This is a genomic window from Methylophilus sp. Q8 (genome assembly GCF_000800115.1).
GTDB lineage: Bacteria > Pseudomonadota > Gammaproteobacteria > Burkholderiales > Methylophilaceae > Methylophilus.
In genome coordinates this window covers 1,687,767-1,710,393 of the sequence record NZ_JUHE01000001.1, presented here as the reverse complement: position 1 = coordinate 1,710,393, position 22,627 = coordinate 1,687,767, and the positions used below count along the sequence as shown (strand labels likewise).

The window sequence follows — 22,627 nt, the reverse complement described above, 5'->3', positions numbered from 1 at the left end:
AATTTATATTGCAACAATTCATACATACGGCTAATTTCTTTAATTAGATGCAGATTTCACAAAATATAAATATGACTGCACCTTAGAGGATCATAATAGCCTAGTAAATTATTAGCGATTCAAAAATAAACTCGTAACAATTCATCTCTGTGCTATTCACTAGCCACACACTCATAAAAACTTAGCTAGAAGTTTTCTTGTGTTTCACCGCAACAACACCTATAGTCACCGCACATTTATCGATGAAAGACGCCGTATGAAAAAACTATTAGTCACTGTTCAACTGGAAATGGATGCACCTGATACTTGGAATCTGGTCGAGCACCCGGACGATGTGCAAGCAATTAAGCTTGAAGATGGGCGATTTATGTACATGAGCTTTTTGCCCATGTTTACCACAGATGCCAATGCGGGGGCAGAATGGTCTAGCGAGTGCACGGATGCATTCAGTGATGAGATTCTGGACATGGTGGCGGATGAAGAAGTGTTAATGAAGTTTGAGCCTTGAATCGCCATTCATTCTCTATTTTTTCACCAGCCGATGGTGAACTCACCACACCTCAACTGAAGCAGCCTCCCGACCTAATAAGCACTTGCGGCACTGACTGAAAAACTGCCTGGCGCCTTCAGGGGCCGGGTAGTGGTGAATGTTGGTTTTAAGAATGTATGAATCGCAGCCGCTAAACGTTCAGGCTCATCATATGGCAGCCCATGCCCGACATCAGGGATTAACTTGTATTGCAGGTCAGGGTTAAGTGCATGCAGTTCGCGGGCGGTTTCAGCAGAAACAATGCCTTCGCTGCCAAGCACTAATAAGGTCGGCACATAAATATTCCGAACCAGCTCATCAAACTCCGGGTGCGGCGGGATCAGCACATCGAAAGCACGCGGATTGGTGCGGAACCTGGCTTGAACCATATGTTCCAGCAGCTCAGATGAGCGATAGCGATATCTGGCTTTGGCTTCTTTAAACAAGTCTGTTTTGCTGGACCGCAATATCTGGCGGTGCTGTTTAACCGCCTCACGCTCATCCAGCTGTGTATTCCAGTAATACTGAGCAGTTATTCCACCATGTTGAGCAGCCATTCCAGCACAAATGAGCAACTATAAATAGCAATCTCTAAGGTGGCACACAATTTATATCGTATTGGCATATTGGTATGAATCAGTTAGCCAGTCATTGGTAGGCTAGTGATTAATTATTCTAGGCAGAAGAGAGTAGGCCTAGTTACACGCAAAAGATGGGAAATCGTAACCTTCTATTTAAAAATAGATGAAAGGTTGAAGCATCCCGAAAATCTTAATTTACAGTACTTACTTATGAGCCATTAATTGCAGCCATCACTTCTTTAAGTTTATCCGTCACAAAAGTTAACCCGGCTTCATAGCGAATTCCATTGTCCACATAGGCATTTCGTTCACCATCCATGTCTACCGTATTACCATCTACAGAGCCTTGTACTAAAGAACGGTATAGGGTATCTCCCGAATTGGTTTTCACCGCGTTTAAATGTGATTCATTAGTCTGCTGCAACAGGCCTGCATGTTGGTCTGTTGGATTTTTACCTGACATTTGCTGCATCGCAGATTGCATTGCCGCTTTAAAATCTATGTCTTTCGCTTTATATTGTGGGGTATCGGCATTTGCAATGTTAGAAGCAAGCAACTCTTGGCGCTGACTACGTATCCGTAAAGCGGCCTGCTGCAAATTCAATTCTTCATCCAACTTTTTGAGCAACATCTTTTCTCTCCCTAAAATGCTTCAACAAATGATTAGCCGTGAATATCTTTAGCAATTATTTCCGAAATCAGCTTTTTGACTTAGGTTTGAAAGTAATCAGTCGCAAGCCATTAAACACCACTATCAAACTAGCCCCCATATCCGCAAACACAGCCATCCACATAGATGCGTTGTCGAATAATGCTAAAAACAAAAATACAAACTTGATGCCTAAGGCGAGTACGATGTTCTGCCAAAGAATGGCGTGCGTTTGTTTTGAGAGTCGAATAGTTTCAGGTAGCCTACGTAAATCATCATTCATAACTAAAATATCCGCTGCTTCCATCGCGGTGTGCGTGCCAGCGGCGCCCATTGCAAAACCGATGTCTGCCCTTGCTAAAGATGGGGCGTCATTGATTCCATCACCGGTCATGGCGGTCACACCGAATTGTTTCTGAAGAGATTCAATTTCCTTCAATTTGTCTTCTGGTAAAAGATTGCCTTTTACCTCTGAAATACCCGCTTGGACACCGACCGTTCTTGCTGTGGCCGCATTATCCCCGGTCAACATAATTGGTGTGACACCAAGTGATATTAGTTCTGAAACAGCTGTTTTGGAGGAGACTTTGATCGTATCGGCAACCGCGCAAACTGCCAGCACCTTTTCGGTAGTAGCTAACAAACTGACTGTGCGACCAGTGTTTTCCAATATCGATAATTGAGCTTCAATTTCTGGAGTGCAAAGTTCAAGCTCTTCAATCCATCGATGATTACCCAGGAAATAAGTAATATCTGCTATTCGGCCTTGGACGCCTCGTCCTGCAATAGCTTTGAAGTTTTTAACCTCCTTCGCCTGCGCAGATAAGCCCTCTACAATGGCTTTGGAGACGGGATGGTCAGACCTGCTTGCCAAGCTTTTTGCAATGCCCTTCAATTCGGCTGAGTCAGCCTGCAATTCGAATACTTCGAAATTAGATAACTTAGGCTTACCTTCGGTAATCGTGCCGGTCTTGTCCAGTGCGACTGCTTTGATCTTGCGTGCCTCTTCAAGATACACGCCACCTTTGATGAGTATTCCTCTCCTCGCTGCCGCAGCAAGGCCACTCACTACAGTCACTGGGGTGGATATCACTAATGCACATGGGCAAGCGATCACCAGTAAGACCAAGGCTTTGTAGATTGACTTCATCCATGTCCATTCCAGCAAGAATGGCATCCAGAGGGCTACGATGAGTGCAAGCACAAAGACCGCCGGGGTATAGAATGCCGCGAATGCATCTACAAATCTTTGTGTAGGTGCACGGGCTCCTTGGGCCTCCTCGACTGCATTGATGATTCTGGAGATTGTGCTATTCGAAGAAAGTGCAGTGATTCGAATCTCTAGTTCTGCGGCCTGGTTGATTGTCCCTGCAAATACCTCGTCATTGGGAGATTTATCAACCGGTAAGCTTTCACCGGTAACAGGCGACTGATCTATTGCACTTTGACCAGAGATAACGATGCCATCCAGTGGAATACGCTCCCCCGGTCGAATGCGTACCTTTGAATCGATAGGGATGTCTTTGACTAATTCACGCTTCCAAGCCCCATCCGGTTGCAAAACTTCGGCATCTTCTGGCGTTAATTCCATCAAACTCTTAATCGCATTCCTGGCTCTATCCACGGCCTTGGCTTCAATAGCTTCTGCAATGGCATATAGCGCCATGACCATTGCGGCCTCTGGCCATTGACCAATGAGGAAGGCGCCTGTGACAGCAACTGTCATTAATGCATTGATGTTTAAGCGGCCATCACCGAAGGCTTTGAGGCCTTTTACGTAGACATCCAGTCCAGCGAGTATGATGGATATGCTGGCTAAAGCCATTCCAAGATATTTAATTTCTTGAATATCCGGATATGCAAACTCAAGGACTTCAGCAATCACAGCCAAGATTAGACCGCTGATTGGCCTGCCCCATGTATTCCAGAATCCTTTTGATAGCTCTGAACCACTTTCAAAACTCTCTGCATCAGAAATTAACTCTGAATTGAAACCTGCCTTTTTGATTGCCTCGACGGCAAGTTGGATGCTGTCAACGTCGGCATTAATGATTAACTCCCGCGCCCCCAGATTAAATCTTAAGCTTTTAATTCCATCAATCTTAGCGAGTGCACGCCTGATTTCAGACTCCTCTGAGGCACAGTCCATGGAAGGTATACGAAATCTTGCGGCATTATCGTCTGCAGAAACTGAGTGGAGTGATGAGTCCTCTGAGATTCCAGCTACCTTTGTTGATTCTTTATCCATGCAGTCCGGGCACGGCACATTTTCATTTATATGACTTTTAGAACTATTCACGATATTCTCCTAGATGGAATCATGAAACATGTGTTTAAGATGACCAGGCTGTTCAAACGGCAACCTGGTACAAGCGATTGATTAACCAAAACTCCAAATCAATTGATGATTTTGGCTTCGTTGAGCTCCCTTCTTGTTTCCATCCAGTCGTATGCAACTGGCAGGAAAACCAGGGTTAATGCAGTGGCGGTTAACAGACCTCCGATGACCACGACAGCAAGCGGCCTGAGGATTTCTGAGCCCACACCGGTTGCCAGTAGGAATGGAATTAGACCGAAAATCTCAACCATGGCTGTCATCATCACAGGCCTTAATCGGAGCGTTGTACCTTCTAGTACAGCTTCATCTACGGTTTTACCTTCTTCCCGGAGCCCGTTGATAAACTCCACCAAAACAATACCGTTCAGCATGGCAACCCCGAATACGGCAATGAAACCAATTGCCGCAGGCACTGACAGATACTGCCCGGCAATCGCCAGCGAGAAAATCCCGCCAATAGCTGCAAAAGGTACGTTGGCAATAATCAGCCCGGCATAGCGGAGTGAATGGAAGGCTGTATAGAGCAGCACGAATATCAAGCCAATCGTGAGCGGCACAATAATTGCCAGTTTAGACATGGCTCTTTGCTGGTTCTCAAATGCGCCGCCCCATTGAATCCAGTATCCACTTGGCAGTTTTACTTGCTGTTCGATCGCGGTCTGGGCCTCTTTAACGAAACCATCAATATCACGCCCTTGAACATCCATTTGGATGACGGCGTAACGTTGCAATTGCTCACGCCTGACGAATGAGTAGCCTTCCTCCACATCGACACTGGCTACTTGCGACAGTGGAATCAATGCACCTTGCGTTGTAGAGATAGGAATATCGTTGATCGCTCGGATATCACTGCGATATTCAGGCTGCAGCCATACCTGTATGGAAAACCGCTTTACCCCATCAATCAGGGTAGAGACTGTCTTGCCACCAATCCCTGATTGAACAATCTGCAGCACATCGTCTGCATTGATGCCATAACGGGCAATGGCCTCACGATCTACATTAATAATGAGTTGAGGTTTGCCAATATTCGCCTCCAATGCCAAATCAGCAACACCATTGACCTTGGCGATGACTGACCGTACCTCAGTAGCAATACGATCTATGGTTGCCAGATCCTCGCCATAAACTTTGGCTGAAAGTGTAGCTCTCACCCCAGAGATGAGCTCCTCTACCCGCATTTGAATCGGTTGCGTTGCGCCTACAACAGCCTCTGGCACATCCTTCTCTAATTGGTCCTGAAGCTCTTGCGCAAGTTCACCATAGGTCATCATTTTTGGCCATGCACCAACTGGCTTTAGATGCACCAATACTTCCATGTAGTTCACGTCAGCAGTTTCGCCTTTTTCAGCACGACCAATCATCGCTAGGCTACTTTGTACTTGCGGCATTTTTTTCAAACTCTTTGCAACTCGATCAGAGACTGCAATGGATTGATCCAAAGACGTTGAGGGGATGCTTGTTACGCGGAATAGAATGTCCTGTTCTTGCAGATTAGGCATAAACTCTTTACCCAAGAATGGAAACATCGCTAATGCGGCTATGAAGGCAATACCAGTTGAGCCGACGACTAACTTTTTATGTGACAAACACCACTTTAACAGTGAGACATACTTAGGCTTAATCAAGCGTATCAGCCAAGGGTCTCTCTCCTCTTTTGGTTTCAATGCCAGAGAGCACAACACAGGGATCAGTGTGAGCGTCAGAATCATTGAGCCAATCATGGCGAAAGTCATATTGATGGCGAGCGGCTTAAACAGCTTCCCTTCTAAGCCAGTCAAGGAAAAGATAGGCAGGAAAACCACAGTGATGATCAGTACACCAAAAGTGATGGGATTGATCACTTCACGTGAAGCATCCAGGACGATTTTGGATCTATCCACCTTCTGACCAGCGAAATGCGCCAAGCGTCTGAAGCAATTCTCAACAAGTACTAACGGCCCATCAATGGTCATACCCAAGCCAATGATGAGGCCGCCTAATGACATCAAATTTGCTGAGATGCCATATTTCTCCATAAAGATAAAAGCAATCAGACGACCCATAGGAATGGCGACAACCACGACCAGAGCGGAGCGAACTTCGCCAAGCAGCATGAATAATACGGCAATCACTAGTAATGCGCCTTCAATCATGGCGCGGTCTGCCATACGAATCGCTTTGTCGATAATCGCGGTGCGATCATAAACAGTTTCCAGCGTCACGCCTTTAGGCAAAGTGGCCTTAACCAGATTCAGCTTCTCTTTAGCGGCGTCAACAACTTGCTGAGCATTCTCACCAATCCTGGCAAGTACCATTCCCATCACCACTTCTTTACCATCTTGCGTCACAGCACCAAAACGAGGCCCTGCGCCTTCAACGACGTTGGCAATGTTTTCGATATAGACTGGTGTACCTTGATTCTCAGAGACGACTACACGCTTAATGTCGCTGCTGTTCTTAACCAACCCTAAACCTCGCACCAAAAACTGCTCTTGGCCAATATTGACGTACTGACCACCAACCTGATGATTATTTGTTACCAAACGGTCAATGACTTCGGAAAAGGTCAGGTCATACTTGAATAGCTTTTGTGGGTCTATTTGCACTTGGAATTGTTTCTCGTTACCTCCCCAGGATGTGATGTCATCCACTCCTGGTACAGTACGCATCACCATCCTCACATTCCAGTCATGCAATGTGCGCAGATCCATTGTGGATCGCTTGTCTGACTTCAAGGTGTACCAGAGTACCTGACCTAAACCCGAGGTATTGGGGCCAAGCGTTGGTTCACCATAGCCTGCTGGCATTCTAGAGCGAGCATCCGCTAGCTTTTCACCCACCAGAAATCGAGCTTGTTGAATATCAGTTGTGTCAGAAAAATACACACTGACATAGGACAAACCAAACAATGACACAGACCGAATTTCCTCTATACCTTTAAGGCCAGCCAGTGAACTTTCTACTGGAAAGGTAATGAGCTTTTCGACATCTTCTGAAGCAAGTCCGGGAGATTCGGTATAAACGTTCACCTGTACAGGCGTCACATCGGGGAAAGCATCTAAAGGGACTTCCTGCCATGCTTTTACGCCGAAAAAAACCACGACAATAAATGCCAGAATCACAAGTAGCTTGTATTTAAGAGCAGCATCTAATATCCAATTCAACATGCTGTTCTCCTAGTGCTCATCACTGATTTGTGATTTGAGTTGTCGAGCTTTAAGCGCGTATACACCGGTCTGAACGATACTTTCATCCTCACTCAGCCCAGTTTTAATTTCGACGTACTCGTTATATCGATCACCTAGTTCGACCGCTCTTGCTTTGAAACCGCCACCTTCGCTGACATAGACATTTGGAATGCCTTGTACCATCACGACGGAGGTATTAGGCACAACCAAGACTTCTTTGCTACCAGAATGGTCCAGCACAACCTTGGCGAACATATCAATGCGGAGTTTTTGATCTGCATTTGGGAGCTCGATACGTGCCTTCACCGTACGCGTGGTTTTGTCTACGACACTGGATAGATAACTTACTTTACCGGTAAAGACCTCATCAGGATAAGCAGTCACGGTTACACTCGCTGTTTTGCCGACCTCAAGATATCGCAAGTCTCGCTCGGGGACATCAGCATCAATCCAGACTGTGGACATATCGGCAATCGTGAAGATGGTATCTGCTGGATTAGCCAACTCACCAATGACCGCATTTTTCTCAATCACAATGCCATTGAATGGTGCTTTCAAGACGTAAGTAGAACCACTCGGCTGCCCCAGCCCGCCATACATTCTCAACCTTTCGGAGTCTGCATAAAGTGCCGATTTAGCTCGCTCCAATGCTGACTGTGATTCGATGAATTGCTTTTGTGGAACAACCTTATCCTCATACAGCTTGGATATACGGTCGAAGTTTGCTTGGGCGAGCGCTAGATCAGTTTTAGAGCTTCTGAATTGGGCACGAGCTTCACCCATCTGGATACTGTCAATTTCAGCCAAGGTCTGGCCTGTTTTGACATGGTCCCCAAGATTGGCAATGACTTTAGACAGCTTGCCTTCAATACGGGGTGTCACGTGCGCCAGCTTGTTCTGATTGGCCAGAATATTAGCCGTAAAACTGAGTTGATCCTGTATGGGTTGCTTGGTGACTTTAGCAATAGTGACACTGCTTTGCTGAATTTCTGTGCTACTCAATTTGATTAAGTCTTCGTCAGTCTTGGCCTCTGTGGCAACTGTTGAAGGTTCTGCTTTTGCTTCTGCAGCTTGGTTGCTTTTTGAGCTGCACCCGCTTAAAAGTAGCAAGAAAATGATGACTGAGCATGCCAGCGCTACGACGTATAAATTTTTGAAGAACTTTAGCATTTTGATTTCCTAGTATTGATTGGCCGCAGCGACAGGGGATAACCAGCCTGAGATGTATTCCAGCTCAATTTGCACAAGGCGAAGCTCCTTCTGAGCGTCAATAATATCCCGCTGAGCATCAACGACTTGTCGTTGAACGATTAACAACTGAGGCAGACCAATTTCACCGTTTTCAAACGCTAACTTAGATAAATTCAGGTTCTCTTCAAGCTTTGGATATACCTCGCTATTCAAGCGTCTGACGCGGTCTTTGATGTTTTCACGACGCAGCCATGCCGCCTCTACAGTCGCTTTTGCATTACGAGTACCAGAGGCCCGATTGATTTCAGATTGAGTGAGTTCAGCTGACGCCCGACCAATACCCGCTGCATTTCGGCGGAAAATAGGCAAAGGCATAGATACACCAATCGAAGAGATATTGTCGCTACCAGCCAGGCTAGCCTCGGTCGTATTGATCAGGCTCACAGTTAAGTCTGGGTAACGCATGCTCTTTTGCAGTTCTAAACGAGAACGTGCCGAAGCTTCTTTACTGGTAAGTGCCTGGATGCCTGGCCGTGTATCTAGCTTACTGAAAAGATCCTGCAGCGTATATTGCGTTTGATTTGGCGTTAACTCGCCCATGACTTCAGGAAAGTCATTTGCATTAAGCTGCAGTGTTGCAGCCAGTTGAGTTCTTGCGCGCAATAATTGCTCATTGAGGGAGATCAGCTGATTTCTTGCGCGCTCTGCGTCCACGATGGCCAGATTCCCATCAAGCAAACTATCCTCGCCGGCACTAACCCGTTTACGTGAGAGTGAGGTGTTCTGTTCGATGAGTTTGAGAATGCGCCTTTCAACGTCTATACGCTTTTGTAGCGCAAGTACGTTGATGAACTGCTCTTCTAATTGTGCATGCAAGAGCCGGTACTCTTCAGCGATATCCTGACTAATGGCCGTTTTGCTTTCTTCGGCCGCTTGTCTACGGAAGCCTTGTTGGCCTGCAATCTCAAAAGTCTGGGAAACACCAATACCATACTCACCGCGATACGGGTCTGAACCGCCTGTTTGCGCAATTCGGCGTGTTCTGGCTTCCAAACTCATCGTTGGGTTGTAATAAAGTGGACCGGATGCATCCTGAAACTCGCCGGCAGGAATACTCTGGTTGGCGATCATGCGCTTCAGATCGGGATTGTTCTGGGCAGCGATATTCCAAGCTGCGTCCAATGTTAACGGTTCCGCCTGTATAGATGGGGCTGACAAGAAAGCTATTGAAAGCAATAGCCATCTTTTAAAAGATGATTCAAACACGGGAAGACCTTTCTCGTTAGATCAATGATCAAGATGCCGAATAAAGCAGCATCTTAGAAAAATTGATTAAGCGAGTTCAGGAGGTCGGTAGAGACTTTTTAGGACAGGATTAGTGAATTGATCTTTAGATTCGATTTTGAAAATCGTTGAATCTAATTCTGGTAGTGAATTAATAATTTCACTGGTTTCAATGGCCGTCATGTGCGCAGAGATATGGCAAGCATGATTACAGAACTGCTCCGGCATTGGCACATTCCCATTATCCGAAATGGAATTGACATGCGACTTATTAATCAAGTGTACATCTTGCATTATGGCTTGAGACGTCGTGGCATCATCAAACAAAACTTCTGGCGAAAAAGCCCACCCTGATGAACTCATTACTGAGACCAGTGCAAGAAAAACCATAAATTTTTTCAGAATTTGATACATGCCCTTTCAAATCTAACAATAATTAGTCAATTAGTCAATTAGTCGTATGTAACGATTGTAAGGCATTAATGAAATTTGACAGTTCTGCAAAAATTGCAGAAGAAAAATAAAAGTCCTGCAAAAATTGCAGCATTCAGAACAGAATATTTAAATAAATTATTAATTATCAGTATGTTATGAATTGGCATCCGGCTTGCTTGTGGATAATGATATCAATAGAAAATGAGCCAAATGCTCTTAAGTACTTTCAAAACTCGGATTGCAAAATACTGTTTTCTACCAAATACACAAACAACGTGGATTTTGGCAGGTTCGTTATTTATCATGGTGACTGATAACCTTTCTCTTTTCCAAAACCTCCTAAAGACTTACCCATTCAATTTCCATAACTTACCTTTTCTAATTTCCTTAGTTATTTTCTTTTTTGCTACGATCGCAATTGTTTTCCAAATTCTTTGCATTGGAAAATCTGCCAAATGGATTTTAGCCTTGTTAATAATTGTTTCCTCCATTAATGCTTATTTTATGGATAGCTTTGGAGTGGTCATTGATCACACTATGATGGATAACGTAGCTCAAACTGATCTTAAAGAGCTGCAAGGGTTAATTAGTATCGAACTATTAATGAGATTGATTTTATTTGGATTGCTACCAGCGTATTTCGTTATTAAGTCCTTTCCAAAGGCAGGAGCATTTAATCAAGAAATCAAAGGGCGACTCAAAACTGTAGCAACTTTAAGCTTAACCACCCTAATAGTCGTGATGCCATTTACCGCGGGTTATGCGTCGTTCATTCGAGAACATAAAATTGTGAGATTTTATGCAAATCCAACTTACTCTATTTATTCTTCATACAAGTACTTGAATCAAGAAGCTAATGTTTATGAAGCACGCAATACACCTCTCAAAAAGATTGCAGAAGACGCTGTAAAAACCTCTACAACCAGCAATAAACATAAGTTAGTGATTATGGTAGTTGGTGAAACTGCCAGATTTGACAGATTCTCCCTCAATGGCTATCAACGGCTAACGAATCCCAATCTGGCTAAAGCCAATGTAATTAGTTTTGATGATGTTTCATCTTGCGGCACTTCAACAGGTGTTTCGGTTCCTTGTATGTTTTCATCCTTGGGTAAAAGACATTACGATAAGAAAGCTGCAGTGAATCAGGAAAATGTCATTGATGTGCTTGCCAGAAATGGTATCGACGTACTATGGAGAGATAACAACTCTGACTCAAAAGGGGTTGCATTGAGAGTCAAATACCAAGATTTTCAATCTACGACCTTAAATCCCATCTGCGACCCTGAGTGCAGAGATGTTGGAATGCTTGATGGTCTTGATAAGCATATTCAGTCTAAAAGTGATAAAGACATTTTGATTGTGTTACATCAAATGGGAAATCATGGCCCAGAATACTTCAGAAGGTATCCGGCTGCCTTTGAGAAATTTAGTCCTGTTTGTAAATCCAAAGAGCTAAAGGATTGCACTAAACAGGAAATCGACAATGCTTACGACAACGCAATCTTGTACACCGATTACTTTTTGTCAGAGGTCATTAAGTTTTTGAAACCCTATGAAGAAAACTATGATGTTGGAATGATGTATATAGCAGATCATGGTGAATCGCTTGGGGAATACGGAATGTATCTTCATGCAGCGCCGGTGATGATTGCTCCCAAAGAACAGACTAGAGTTCCGCTCATCGTTTGGACAGGTAATACCTCATCCTTTCCCCAAAGTCATTTAAGACAACACAAAAATGTTGCGCTTAGCCATGATGATGTTTTTTGCTCTTTACTAGTAGCATATGACTTCCGCTCGAATGTTTGTATGCCTTATGTGGAGTCAGCTAAACACCTATACAACTCATTAGATCACGATGTAATTGCAGTTGAAGATCAAGGCTCTACCAGCTAAGTTTTACCTATAGGTATTGTCCGAGTCTAATCGTTGTCATCTATTAGTCTTTTTAATACCTATAAATGCGTGCAATGATTCCTCATCAACCATCCATTATTTGATGTATGTAATCTAAATTACCTACCTCTAGAAGGTAGGTGACGTAATATAGTAAAGGCACCCATAGAACGTACCAACACACTTGTACCCCACTTGCAGCGTAACCTGGTAGCTTGGAAATTAATTTTGAGTGTGACTTTGGGGATGTCAGTTGAAATGTCGATTTAGCGATAATCACATAAAAATCGACTTCACCGTTGTTGTATTTTGTTTTTACATTACTACTGATTTTGATTAATCCTCTGCTTCATTCAAACCATCTAATGGTTGCATTATTTCCATAATTATGGAAATATAGAATACATGGACATCAAATCAGCAGTGACGCAACTTTCTTCAATTGCCCAAGAGGCTCGCTTAGAGATATTTCGCTTGCTTGTTCAAGCGGGGGTTGAAGGGCTGCCAGCGGGAAGCATTGGAGAGAAGCTTAATATTCCGCCCAGCACTCTCTCATTTCACCTTAAAGAGCTAAGCCATGCCGGACTGATTGACTCACGCCAGGTTAGTAGATTCATTTACTACACCGCCAACTATGCCGCAATGAATGGCTTACTTGCCTACCTCACTGAAAATTGCTGTGCAGGTGTGAACGAGTGCTGTCCTGATATAACAATCTGCAATCAAGAGAAAGGAAATGAACCATGAAACGTATGCATTTGCACATCTCCGTTGATGACATCAATCAAAGTGTAGGTTTCTATAGCAATCTGTTTGGTGCTTCGCCCACAGTATCGAAACCGGATTATGCCAAGTGGATGTTAGATGATCCTCTAGTCAATTTTGCGATTAGCAAACGTGGCGCTAAAGCTGGCCTAGACCATATTGGTATTCAGGTTGAGAGTGAGTCAGAGCTTGAAGAAATCAAAGACCGCTTAGATAAGGCTGAGCTGAGCTTGCTTACTGAAGAAGGCACGACTTGCTGCTACGCTAAGTCAGATAAGCATTGGGTACAAGACCCTTCGGGGATTGCCTGGGAAACCTATCGGACCTTAGACAGTGCTCCGACATTTAGCGGCCAAGAGACAACTGAGCCTAGCGCTGCATGTTGTGTGCCCGCTGCCCAGAAAGTAGAGTTTGCTACTAGAAAGCAGTGTTGCTAAATGAATGCCATCACTCAACCAAACTCAATAAGCAGCTTTGAGCGCAACCTGACATGGTGGGTTCTTGGATGCATTCTGGTCGGGATTGGATTAGGTGAAGCCTTTCCTAAGTTCTTTCAGGCTGTTGGAAGTCTCAAGATTGCAGAAGTCAACCTGCCTGTAGCTGCCCTAATATGGTTAATGATTATCCCGATGCTGCTAAAAATCGACTTCAAGACCATGGGAGACGTCTTGGCCCACAGCAAAGGGATAGGTGTTACTTTGTTCATCAACTGGATAGTAAAGCCTTTCTCTATGGCTTTACTCGCTTGGGTATTCATTCGTCATGTTTTCGGTGACTTGTTGCCCGCAGACCAGATTGATAGTTACATAGCCGGACTGATTCTCTTAGCTGCTGCCCCATGCACGGCTATGGTTTTTGTTTGGAGCGGCTTGTGTGGCGGTGAACCCAAGTTTACGTTATCTCAGGTTGCACTCAATGACGCCATTATGCTGTTCGCTTTTGCACCACTTGTAGGGTTGTTATTAGGCCTCTCGAATATCGTTGTGCCATGGGACACGCTTTTCCTGTCTCTAGTACTCTTCATTATTGTACCTGTGGTAATCAGCCAATTTGTGCGAGAGGTAATATTGTCTGGCCGCCCAAAATCACTTGATGCATTACTTAAGCGTATTCAGCCTATTTCTTTGTCCGCTTTGCTGGCAACCTTAATTTTGCTTTTTGGTTTTCAAGGCCAGCAAATACTTGCCCAGCCCATCGTTATTGTCCTGATAGCAGTGCCTATTATTATCCAGGTGTATTTCAACTCTATGCTGGCTTACTGGCTGAATAAAAAACTTAAGGTAGCGCACTGCGTAGCTGCTCCATCCGCGCTGATTGGTGCTTCAAACTTTTTTGAGTTGGCTGTCGCAACGGCTATTGCACTCTTTGGATTTAATTCAGGCGCCGCTCTAGCTACCGTTGTAGGTGTGCTGATTGAAGTGCCTGTCATGTTGTCAGTCATCGCAATTGTGAATCGTAGCCGTCATTGGTACGAGAGTGCCTAATAATCGAAAGCTATCAATGAATATTCTATTTTTATGTACAGGTAACTCATGCCGTTCAATTTTGGCTGAGGCAACATTCAATGCTCTGGCACCAACAGGCATGAAAGCAATGAGCGCCGGAAGCCAGCCTACAGGCGAGGTGCATCCACGTTCTATTGTATTGTTAAAGCGTGAAGGCATATCTACAGAAGGCTATTATAGCAAGTCATGGGATAGCCTGCCGGTGACCCCAGACATCGTTATTACAGTTTGCAGTAATGCAGCAGGGGAAACCTGTCCGGCCTATCTGGGAAATGTCTTAAGAGCGCATTGGGGAGTGGATGATCCTGCCAAAGCAACAGGCACAGATGCTGAGATAGAAGCTTCATTCGTTCAGGCTTATTCAATACTTCGCAAGAGGATTGAGGCATTTCTTAACTTAAGTCCAGACATCTTGAATGATAAAGAGAGACTTAAGCAAGAGTTACAGCTCATTGGTAATATTTGAACGTTCCTATGGTGCTTCATGGGCCACTAATTAAAGTCTAAAACACTATATCGTTTGTTAGCAGTGCTGCTGCTAGGGACTCTATAGCGTTTTAGGTCATGAGTTAACCGCAGGTCGCGATGCTTTGTTAAATGGTATGCCGTTGATGATCACTGGCAAGTTTGTTGGTTTTGGAATTTGTGTTATCGCCTCCCGCATGGGAGTAGCCGAAGAGAAGTTCGCATCACTACGATGGGGCGTATTTCATTCATGTGACCACGCATTCCACTGCCGAGCAACTAATTGACCTCATCTTTCTAAAAATTTTTTTTAAAAGACTCTCAGCTTAAAATCTCCATGCCATTTTATGACGGCAAAGATCTTGAACTCATCACTTAAAACCATGTCATCTCTTAAATCAGACAACTGACCAGGAGAAGCCAATGCAAAACTCTACTGCATCTCATCACAACCACCCGATGGGTTCAATGAAATACTCAAAATTTGTTCTAATGATTGTGGTAGGCACAATTGTCATGTTTGGGCTAATGTATCTGAATGTTTATTCGGTTGATCATGTTTTCTTTAGTGAAACTAGAGCATACATGGCACTGATCATGGGGGCGACCATGGCATTTGTTATGCTAGCTTTCATGTGGAATATGTACCCCAACAAACAAATCAATATACTCATTCTAGGGACTAGCGTCCTCGTTTTTGGGGTGTCACTGTGGTTAGTACGAAGTCAGACTACAGTCGATGATGTTGCATACATGCGTGCGATGATTCCTCATCACTCGATTGCTATATTAACTAGTGAACGGGCAAGAATAACTGATCCTAGAGTAAGGAAATTGGCGGACGAAGTTATTGAAGCGCAGCGCAAGGAGATAGATGAAATGAAAGGTTATATAACAGACCTGAAGCGGAATCAGTAACGATTCTAGAGCATATGATTGGCCTGTGTAGCGTCTTTCAACCGACTAAAACCAACCATATACTACCCAAATCAGTTAATGCCCTGAGTGGCCTGTTGGCTTTCTAACCTTAACGTCTGCATCATTTGTACTAACTGTATTCTTACGCTCAATCGGTGGCGCTTCTCTATCCACCGCATGAGCCACAGTGCCCGCCGGATGTTTATAATTTCCTGGATTTTTGTAATCATCTCGCTTCAGTCCATCTCTGACTTTAACAGTAGTGAACATCCCACCCATATCTATGGCACCAAATGGGCCTGTGCCCATCATCATAGGCAAGGTATTTTCGGGAATAGGCATATCCATCATCTCAGCCATATCAGTCATCTCTGACATGCCTGTTTCGCCCATTGGCATGTAGTCAGGTACCAATTTCCCTATTTTCTTGATGAGGTCTCCTTGTTTCACTCCAATCAGGGTGGGGACATCATGACCCATCGCATTCATTGTGTGGTGACTCTTATGGCAGTGGAATGCCCAGTCGCCCGGCGCATCTGCAATAAATTCAATCGCCCGCATTTGACCAACCGCCACATCGGTCGTAACCTCAGGCCAACGAGCCGTTTTTGGTATCCATCCACCATCAGTGCCTGTCACTTCAAACTCATGTCCATGGATATGAATGGGATGATTGGTCATGGTTAGATTGCCCATCCGGATTCGCACGCGATCATTTTTGCCAACAACAATAGAATCGATACCTGGGAATGCTCTGCTGTTCCACGTCCAAAGATTAAAATCCAGCATGGTATTGGTTTTTGGCGTGTAACTGCCTGGTTCAATATCATATGCATTGAGCAAGAAGATAAAGTCACGGTCAACCGGCATAAAATTCGGGTCTTTAGGGTGTGTCACCCAACTTCCCATCATGCCCATTGCCATTTGCAGCATTTCATCAGCATGTGGGTGGTACATGAATGTACCAGGACGTTTTGCTTCAAATTCGTAGACAAATGTCTTACCGGGTTCAATCGCAGGTTGCGTCAAGCCAGTTACTCCATCCATGCCATTCGGTAAACGTTGACCATGCCAGTGTATACTGGTTCGCTCAGGAAGCCTGTTGGTAACATATATTCGTACTCGGTCGCCTTCCACCACCTCAATAGTTGGCCCAGGACTTTGGCCGTTATAGCCCCATAGGTGTGCTTTCATACCAGGTGCAATTTCACGCACAACAGGTTCAGCTACCAAATGAAATTCTTTAACTCCATTGTTCATACGCCATGGCAGTGTCCAGCCATTTAATGTGACCACGGGATTATAAGGTCTACCGGTCGTAGGATGTAGTGGGGGTTGAGTAGTGGCCGCATCACTAGTTACTATTTCGGGCAGCGCAGCCATTGCAACTTTGCTGACGCTAGAGATCGCAACACCCGCCATCCCGAGACCTGCATATTTAAAAAAACTTCTTCTGTTTAAACCTGGATTACTCATGCTTATTGACCTTCCATCATTTGAGGACTTGCCACTAAAGTAGCTTGTAGCGCAGCGTCAGCCACCCAAAAGTCGCGTAATGATTCAATGTATCCTTTGACGCTTTGAACTTGCGCACGGGCGTCACCAAACAACTCAAACGGACTGGTAAGCATGCCGTTATATCTGAGTAAACTCTGCTGCAGGGTTTTCTTGCGCAAAGGCACGATTTCATCGCGGATGTGTTTGGTTGTGTCATAGTAAGTTCGATACGTGTTATAGGATTCACGGATCTCTGATTGCGCATTGATGACAGTTTGTGCCGTCCGATTCACTGCCTGCATATAAATGGCTTCTGCTCTCCCTACACGGGCGGTTCCCCAATCAAAAAGTGGAATTTCAAAAGAAAGATCGATGCCTTTTTTATAAGGATCACTACGCTTACCTTCTAGCACTCTAGCCGGGCCGATTTCGAGTACATTGATAAAACGTGTGGTTTTGGTAAGTCCGAGTTGTTTAGCGACGGCCTCCGTTTCCAAACGAACCTCCTGCAAATCCAGTCTTTGATCAAATGCACTCTGCTCAAAAGGCTGTAAATCATTAATGGTCTTCGGTAAATCTGGCAGCCTCTCTTCCAAGTGAAGTTCTGTAACTGATACACCCAATAGCCGGGCCAAAGCCTCATAGGCTTTGACCTGTTTGTTTCTGGCATTGGCATAATCTAATGCAGCATCTGCGTAAAAACTTTGCTCACGCATTTGTTGTATCTGATTCCAGTTACCCACTTGAAACATTCGTTTAGCCAGCTCGGCACTAGCTTCAGCTGACTCTTTCACCTGTTCGCTGTATCGGGTGAGCTCAGCAGCAGCTACTGCATTGAAATATGCAGCTCGGGTGTGGTTTGCCAACTTAAGCACTTCCATGGCAGTAGACTTCTGAGTTTGCTCAAATCTCCGCTTTTCAATTTCCACAGCTTTTGGCATGGTAATCAAAGAAAAAATGTTAAACGTGAAGGCCTGTTCGATTTTGTACTCGCCATCATTTTTGGCATACAACATTGAAAAGCGTGGATTAGGCAATCTGCCGGCCTGTACCAAATCAGCCTCCGATATACCTAAATCATAAAAGGCAGCCTGTAAGCCTCGATTGTTCAGTAGTGCAATCTGGACAGCGGCATCCGCGTTGATTTTCTGGGATAGTAATGACTGGACACGCTCATTGATCTTTTCATGTTCCTTTTCAGATTTAGGCCAAGCAATTTCCTGTTTAAGTTGTTTCTTGGCGATCTGCTGTACATTGTCAAAACCACCGTCTTTAGTGAACGTCGCACATCCGGTTAATACGAACACCGAAGCAAGCGCTAGCAATATTCCTTTATGCTTCAATGCAGTATCATTAATGTTCATGCTGAGCTCCTTCTGTACCATGCTGATGACTATGGCCAGTACCTGAAGTAGCGGGTATAGATAACACGCCAATACCGTGACGATAAACCACTTCACCACCTAACCAAGCAGTGACACTAATACCAATCGACAGTACCAATAATTGAATTACCATAAACAGAGATACTGGTTTTTTGAAGCCGTTCTTAGCGATATCCCACACTGCGACTCCAACCAGACCTAGAGCAGTTGGGATCGCCCACACCCGATGAGTCAGCATGGCCAGATGGCCTCCTTCATCATGGTTAACAGAATTGAAAGCCAACCAGCCAAAAATAACTGCACCTATTGCACCCAATGCAGCGAGCCATAAACTCATATGAGAGGCCACCGAAAAATGTTCTGTAATGGCGTACCGGCGAGTAAGGTAGGCGATCAAACCCAGCAAAAATGCAACGAGTGTCAATGCAATCGGAAAATGCACAATTGCCGGATGTACATTGGGGATTATTTCAAACCCTGTAGTTTGGGTGGAGGGCTTTGAATCAGGCTGGTTATCTGCCGAATTTGTTTGATCCTCATGGTTATGACTCCCATGATCATGGTTGTTATGTTCACTATTAGGCTCCGTTTGCTCTGCTGAATGCGTTTCCATTGCTGGCATGTCATCATGTTGATGTTCTTGCGGCATAGACTCATTCATGGATGTTGGTGACTCTTTAGCGTGAGCTTGTGAATTCACGTGCTCATGCTGGCTATGATCATGCATAGTGGCATGATCCATATTCATTGGTTGGCCTACATTACTTTTGGCTAATTGATTTTTCTGAGAGGACTTTTCTGTGCCATGTTGCGAATGGTCCATATGGTTCATCTGCGAGTGATCCATGCCTAACAAGTCATTAGATGGCATATTGCGCATGTCATGTCCTGCGTGACCACTTGAAGTTGGTGTATTGGCATCCATCCAATCTGTACGTTTTTGTTCAGTGTCACCTTTGTAATCATCAAACGCAGACTGATATGACTGTTCGGATTGACTATCCCCGGCGGCGCTCGTCTGACCGGACAATAACAGAATGACACTTGCGGCCGATAAGATATATTTAAACCAAGAGTAAGTGATATTGACTCTTGCCCCGTGTGGTCTTTCAATGAATGCCATAACAACTTTCGTGAACTAATAGCCAGCCTGTTGTAGGCTGGCCTGGTGAGATTTAGTGTTTATGAGTACCGGATTCTGCAGAGCTGCCATTTAATTCGGTTACCATATGATAATCAGTCATCATCTGATCCATCATTTGGTTCATGATATTTTGGTGCTCGGCAAACCAGTCATCCCGCTCTTTTTCGGTCATGCCTGCTTTTTGTTTCATAGACCGGCAGGTATCCATATTCTCATGCATTAATTTCATATGGTTGTCTAAAAGTTTTTGCCGTTCGGCCCCTTTGGCTGCCTGTGCTTGTTGTTGGACTTGCTTTGCCTGGGTGACACGTTGGATAAGCTGGCGTTGAGCTTCATCCATGCCAGCATTTGCGAGTGAAAAGAAGCCTGCAGCACAAAGTGCAATCACGATCATCATACGATTCAAAGTTTGCTTATTCATCTTGAAGCCTTTCTTAAATAATTTAAGTATTTATGCCTTGAGCTTTACTTCTTATCATTTGGCATTGAAATGACAGTTACCATTTTGCGCTGGGCTTGTTGACCACAACCTGACGGCAATATTACAAACTTGTCATGCTGTCTAGTGCGAACAAAAGCTGACATCATAAAAATGCCTATATTGATAGATGTTCCATAACTGATTGATGACTAGCGCATTACATCTTTGTAATCTTTGCCAGAGCCGTTAAATCTCATGCACAATTGATAGCATTAAGCTCGGTGCAAATTGCATATGAAAATCCTGATTATTGAAGATGAAACCAAAACCGGAGACTACCTGAAACAAGGCTTGTCCGAAGCAGGATTTGTGACTGATATCATGCGCGATGGCATCGATGGCTTGCATATGGCGATGACAGAAGATTACGATTTAATTATTCTTGACGTCATGTTGCCTGGCATGGATGGCTGGCAAGTTGTGAAGACTGTGCGGCAAATCGGCAAAGAAATGCCTGTCCTCTTTCTTACCGCACGTGATCAGATTGAAGACCGTGTTAAAGGGTTGGAATTAGGTGCCGATGACTACCTGGTTAAACCATTTGATTTTTCTGAATTGCTTGCACGTGTCAGAACGCTATTAAGGCGCGGTAAAATCAAAGAGGCAGAAGTATTGGAAGCTGCCGATTTAAAGTTGGACCTATTACGCCGACGAGTCAGCCGAGCAGGTAAACGAATCGAACTTACATCCAAAGAGTTTTCATTACTGGAATTATTGCTTCGCCGCCAAGGTGAGGTACTGCCACGTTCGCTCATTGCTTCCCAAGTTTGGGATATGAATTTCGATAGCGATACCAATGTCATTGAAGTCGCCATGCGACGCCTGCGTATGAAGGTGGACGATGACTTTGAACCCAAGCTCATCCAGACCATAAGAGGGATGGGGTATGTTTTAGAAACCCCTGAAAAATGATGCGCCCGCAATCGATTACCTTTCGGCTAACTCTGTTTTTCTCGACAGCATCAACTATAGTTTTGCTTTTGATCGGGCTATTAGTTGACTCACTAGTAGAGTCACACTTTGAACATATGGACCAAACTGAGCTTGAAGGAAAGCTTCAGCTCATAAGGCATGCTTTAGCAAATGTCCACTCTGACATGGATATGACTGAATTACCCGGTAAGTTAAATGACGCGCTTGTTGGTCATGCAGGTCTATTTGCTGCCATTCTGGACGCAAAACAACACCTTGTTTTTTCAACGACAGATAAAGCATTGACCGATCACCTGATGAGCAGGTTGACATCAAAAATATCATCTCAACATTCAAAAATGGTGATATTGAATCATGATGTTCAAATGTATAGAGGCCTATCTGCATATGCCGCCACTGACATACCAGGGCAGCCAAAAATGTTAATTGGTTTGGCCACTAATATAGAACATCACCAAGAGTTCATGGCAGCATTCCATCGCAACCTGTGGTTAGCGATTTGTGCCTGTATTGTCTTAACCATTCTATTAGGCTGGTTCGCTGCTAGGCGTGGTCTTGCCCCTGTTCGTGAAATGGCGGAAGTGACCAGAGGTGTTTCTGCAAGTCATTTAGGAGAGCGTATTCCCCTTGAATCTGTTCCACTTGAGTTGAATGGGTTAGCGCTCGATTTTAATGATATGTTGGCACGGCTAGAAAGCTCCTTTAAGCGTCTTTCGGAATTCTCATCTAATCTTGCTCACGAATTACGGACTCCGATTAGTAACTTGATGACCCAAACTCAGGTCATGCTGTCACGTGAGCGTTCTGCTGACGAGTATAGGGAAATACTATATTCAAGCCTGGAGGAGTATAAACGCCTGGCTCGCATGATCTCAGACATGTTGTTATTGGCCAAAGCTGATAATGGTCAACTTGTTCCAGATACAGAATTAATTGATTTGGCGCATGAGGTAAATGAACTTTTTGCGTTTTATGAAGCGGTGGCAGAAGAGAAAAATGTGGTGCTGACTGTATTGGGAGAGGCAACCACTAAAGGCAATAAGTTGATGTTGAGAAGAGCTCTAAGCAATCTTCTTTCTAATGCGATTCGACACACTTTAAAAAATAGTGAAGTCATAGTTCGGATTGAAACCCAACCAAATTTGGTGACATTGACGGTTGAGAATTCAGGAGAGCAGATCCCGTCGGAACATATACCTTTGTTGTTCAACCGTTTCTATCGCGTAGATCCATCCCGACAGAAAACCAGCGATGGCGCAGGCTTAGGGCTGGCAATTACAAAATCAATCATCGAAGCTCATCAAGGCAAAATTCGTGTCGTTTCTGATCAACATTCGACTAGGTTCGAAATCACTTTAACCAAAGGCTAATCTAACAATCGTCGAAAATGCCTCTTGACCTTACCATTATGGAAAGCTTTAGGATGACCGTGTTCCTCAGATGCCAAGGAATATCAAT

The 22,627-nt window shown here is 44.4% G+C and carries 20 protein-coding genes; 9 read left to right on the top strand and 11 right to left on the bottom strand.

Annotated features, from left to right (window positions below; translation table 11 throughout):
- Positions 1-256: 256 nt before the first annotated feature.
- Positions 257-508: a hypothetical protein gene (locus tag GQ52_RS08360; protein WP_047518637.1), complete on the top strand. Its 252-nt coding sequence runs from the start codon at positions 257-259 to the stop codon at positions 506-508.
- Between the two features lie 74 nt (positions 509-582).
- On the opposite strand, the gene GQ52_RS08355 is transcribed toward GQ52_RS08360, so the two are convergent.
- The 7 genes from GQ52_RS08355 to GQ52_RS08325 form a co-directional block, all read right to left on the bottom strand.
- Complete coding sequence (locus tag GQ52_RS08355; protein ID WP_235273077.1) at positions 583-1,086, bottom strand: alpha/beta fold hydrolase; 504 nt, start codon at positions 1,084-1,086, stop codon at positions 583-585.
- 232 nt (positions 1,087-1,318) lie between these two features.
- Positions 1,319-1,741, bottom strand: coding sequence for a flagellar basal body rod protein FlgB (flgB, locus tag GQ52_RS08350; RefSeq protein ID WP_047516730.1), 423 nt, complete (start codon positions 1,739-1,741; stop codon positions 1,319-1,321).
- Between the two features lie 67 nt (positions 1,742-1,808).
- Entirely contained in the window at positions 1,809-4,058 is a 2,250-nt protein-coding gene (locus GQ52_RS08345) for a cation-translocating P-type ATPase (RefSeq protein ID WP_235273076.1), read from the bottom strand.
- Positions 4,059-4,156: 98 nt separating this feature from the next.
- The gene (locus tag GQ52_RS08340) at positions 4,157-7,246 is read right to left on the bottom strand and encodes an efflux RND transporter permease subunit (protein WP_047516727.1); all 3,090 of its coding nucleotides are present in this window, start codon (positions 7,244-7,246) and stop codon (positions 4,157-4,159) included.
- A 9-nt stretch (positions 7,247-7,255) separates the two neighbouring features.
- On the bottom strand, positions 7,256-8,437 hold the full coding sequence (locus tag GQ52_RS08335) for an efflux RND transporter periplasmic adaptor subunit (RefSeq protein ID WP_047516724.1): 1,182 nt from the start codon (positions 8,435-8,437) through the stop codon (positions 7,256-7,258).
- Positions 8,438-8,446: 9 nt separating this feature from the next.
- Entirely contained in the window at positions 8,447-9,724 is a 1,278-nt protein-coding gene (locus tag GQ52_RS08330; protein WP_235273074.1) for a TolC family protein, read from the bottom strand.
- 66 nt (positions 9,725-9,790) lie between these two features.
- Entirely contained in the window at positions 9,791-10,156 is a 366-nt protein-coding gene (locus tag GQ52_RS08325) for a hypothetical protein (RefSeq protein ID WP_047516718.1), read from the bottom strand.
- A 231-nt stretch (positions 10,157-10,387) separates the two neighbouring features.
- On the opposite strand from GQ52_RS08325, the gene GQ52_RS08320 reads away from it, so the two are divergent.
- From GQ52_RS08320 to GQ52_RS14225, 6 genes are all read left to right on the top strand, one after another.
- Positions 10,388-12,076, top strand: a complete 1,689-nt coding sequence (locus GQ52_RS08320; RefSeq protein WP_047516715.1) for a phosphoethanolamine transferase — start codon at positions 10,388-10,390, stop codon at positions 12,074-12,076.
- A gap of 405 nt (positions 12,077-12,481) precedes the next feature.
- A complete protein-coding gene (locus GQ52_RS08315) occupies positions 12,482-12,823 on the top strand; it encodes a helix-turn-helix transcriptional regulator (RefSeq protein ID WP_047516712.1) in 342 nt (113 codons plus the stop codon).
- A complete protein-coding gene (locus GQ52_RS08310) occupies positions 12,820-13,278 on the top strand; it encodes an ArsI/CadI family heavy metal resistance metalloenzyme (RefSeq protein WP_047516709.1) in 459 nt (152 codons plus the stop codon). The genes GQ52_RS08315 and GQ52_RS08310 overlap by 4 nt, the downstream gene beginning before the upstream one ends.
- Entirely contained in the window at positions 13,279-14,325 is a 1,047-nt protein-coding gene (gene arsB / locus GQ52_RS08305) for an ACR3 family arsenite efflux transporter (RefSeq protein ID WP_047516707.1), read from the top strand.
- A 16-nt stretch (positions 14,326-14,341) separates the two neighbouring features.
- Entirely contained in the window at positions 14,342-14,812 is a 471-nt protein-coding gene (locus GQ52_RS08300) for an arsenate reductase ArsC (RefSeq protein WP_047516704.1), read from the top strand.
- A 422-nt stretch (positions 14,813-15,234) separates the two neighbouring features.
- Positions 15,235-15,729, top strand: a complete 495-nt coding sequence (locus tag GQ52_RS14225) for a DUF305 domain-containing protein (protein WP_235273071.1) — start codon at positions 15,235-15,237, stop codon at positions 15,727-15,729.
- Between the two features lie 75 nt (positions 15,730-15,804).
- Here GQ52_RS14225 and GQ52_RS08290 read toward each other — a convergent pair whose 3' ends face one another.
- Genes GQ52_RS08290 through GQ52_RS08275 form a run of 4 tightly spaced genes read right to left on the bottom strand, consistent with a single transcriptional unit; the run spans position 15,805 to position 20,176 of the window.
- Positions 15,805-17,205 (bottom strand): multicopper oxidase family protein, encoded by a 1,401-nt coding sequence (locus GQ52_RS08290; RefSeq protein WP_047516701.1) that lies wholly within the window; start codon positions 17,203-17,205, stop codon positions 15,805-15,807.
- Positions 17,206-17,207: 2 nt separating this feature from the next.
- Positions 17,208-18,590, bottom strand: coding sequence for a TolC family protein (locus GQ52_RS08285; protein WP_047516698.1), 1,383 nt, complete (start codon positions 18,588-18,590; stop codon positions 17,208-17,210).
- Positions 18,580-19,734, bottom strand: coding sequence for a DUF2231 domain-containing protein (locus GQ52_RS08280; protein WP_052179071.1), 1,155 nt, complete (start codon positions 19,732-19,734; stop codon positions 18,580-18,582). The genes GQ52_RS08285 and GQ52_RS08280 overlap by 11 nt, the downstream gene beginning before the upstream one ends.
- A 52-nt stretch (positions 19,735-19,786) precedes the next feature.
- Complete coding sequence (locus tag GQ52_RS08275; RefSeq protein WP_047516690.1) at positions 19,787-20,176, bottom strand: hypothetical protein; 390 nt, start codon at positions 20,174-20,176, stop codon at positions 19,787-19,789.
- Between the two features lie 294 nt (positions 20,177-20,470).
- On the opposite strand from GQ52_RS08275, the gene GQ52_RS08270 reads away from it, so the two are divergent.
- Together GQ52_RS08270 and GQ52_RS08265 are read left to right on the top strand one after the other, a co-directional pair.
- Positions 20,471-21,148: a heavy metal response regulator transcription factor gene (locus GQ52_RS08270; protein WP_047516687.1), complete on the top strand. Its 678-nt coding sequence runs from the start codon at positions 20,471-20,473 to the stop codon at positions 21,146-21,148.
- Positions 21,145-22,539 (top strand): heavy metal sensor histidine kinase, encoded by a 1,395-nt coding sequence (locus GQ52_RS08265; protein ID WP_292781904.1) that lies wholly within the window; start codon positions 21,145-21,147, stop codon positions 22,537-22,539. Before GQ52_RS08270 ends, GQ52_RS08265 begins: the two co-directional genes overlap by 4 nt.
- Positions 22,540-22,627 lie beyond the last annotated feature (88 nt).

Coding starts and splice junctions, on each gene's coding strand:
- GQ52_RS08360 (WP_047518637.1), top strand. CDS start 257: ATGAAAAAACTATTAGTCACTGTTCAACTGGAAATGGATGCACCTGAT.
- GQ52_RS08355 (WP_235273077.1), bottom strand. CDS start 1,086: ATGGCTGCTCAACATGGTGGAATAACTGCTCAGTATTACTGGAATACA.
- flgB (WP_047516730.1), bottom strand. CDS start 1,741: ATGTTGCTCAAAAAGTTGGATGAAGAATTGAATTTGCAGCAGGCCGCT.
- GQ52_RS08340 (WP_047516727.1), bottom strand. CDS start 7,246: ATGTTGAATTGGATATTAGATGCTGCTCTTAAATACAAGCTACTTGTG.
- GQ52_RS08335 (WP_047516724.1), bottom strand. CDS start 8,437: ATGCTAAAGTTCTTCAAAAATTTATACGTCGTAGCGCTGGCATGCTCA.
- GQ52_RS08325 (WP_047516718.1), bottom strand. CDS start 10,156: ATGTATCAAATTCTGAAAAAATTTATGGTTTTTCTTGCACTGGTCTCA.
- GQ52_RS08320 (WP_047516715.1), top strand. CDS start 10,388: ATGCTCTTAAGTACTTTCAAAACTCGGATTGCAAAATACTGTTTTCTA.
- GQ52_RS08315 (WP_047516712.1), top strand. CDS start 12,482: ATGGACATCAAATCAGCAGTGACGCAACTTTCTTCAATTGCCCAAGAG.
- GQ52_RS08310 (WP_047516709.1), top strand. CDS start 12,820: ATGAAACGTATGCATTTGCACATCTCCGTTGATGACATCAATCAAAGT.
- arsB (WP_047516707.1), top strand. CDS start 13,279: ATGAATGCCATCACTCAACCAAACTCAATAAGCAGCTTTGAGCGCAAC.
- GQ52_RS08300 (WP_047516704.1), top strand. CDS start 14,342: ATGAATATTCTATTTTTATGTACAGGTAACTCATGCCGTTCAATTTTG.
- GQ52_RS14225 (WP_235273071.1), top strand. CDS start 15,235: ATGCAAAACTCTACTGCATCTCATCACAACCACCCGATGGGTTCAATG.
- GQ52_RS08290 (WP_047516701.1), bottom strand. CDS start 17,205: ATGAGTAATCCAGGTTTAAACAGAAGAAGTTTTTTTAAATATGCAGGT.
- GQ52_RS08285 (WP_047516698.1), bottom strand. CDS start 18,590: ATGAACATTAATGATACTGCATTGAAGCATAAAGGAATATTGCTAGCG.
- GQ52_RS08280 (WP_052179071.1), bottom strand. CDS start 19,734: ATGGCATTCATTGAAAGACCACACGGGGCAAGAGTCAATATCACTTAC.
- GQ52_RS08275 (WP_047516690.1), bottom strand. CDS start 20,176: ATGAATAAGCAAACTTTGAATCGTATGATGATCGTGATTGCACTTTGT.
- GQ52_RS08270 (WP_047516687.1), top strand. CDS start 20,471: ATGAAAATCCTGATTATTGAAGATGAAACCAAAACCGGAGACTACCTG.
- GQ52_RS08265 (WP_292781904.1), top strand. CDS start 21,145: ATGATGCGCCCGCAATCGATTACCTTTCGGCTAACTCTGTTTTTCTCG.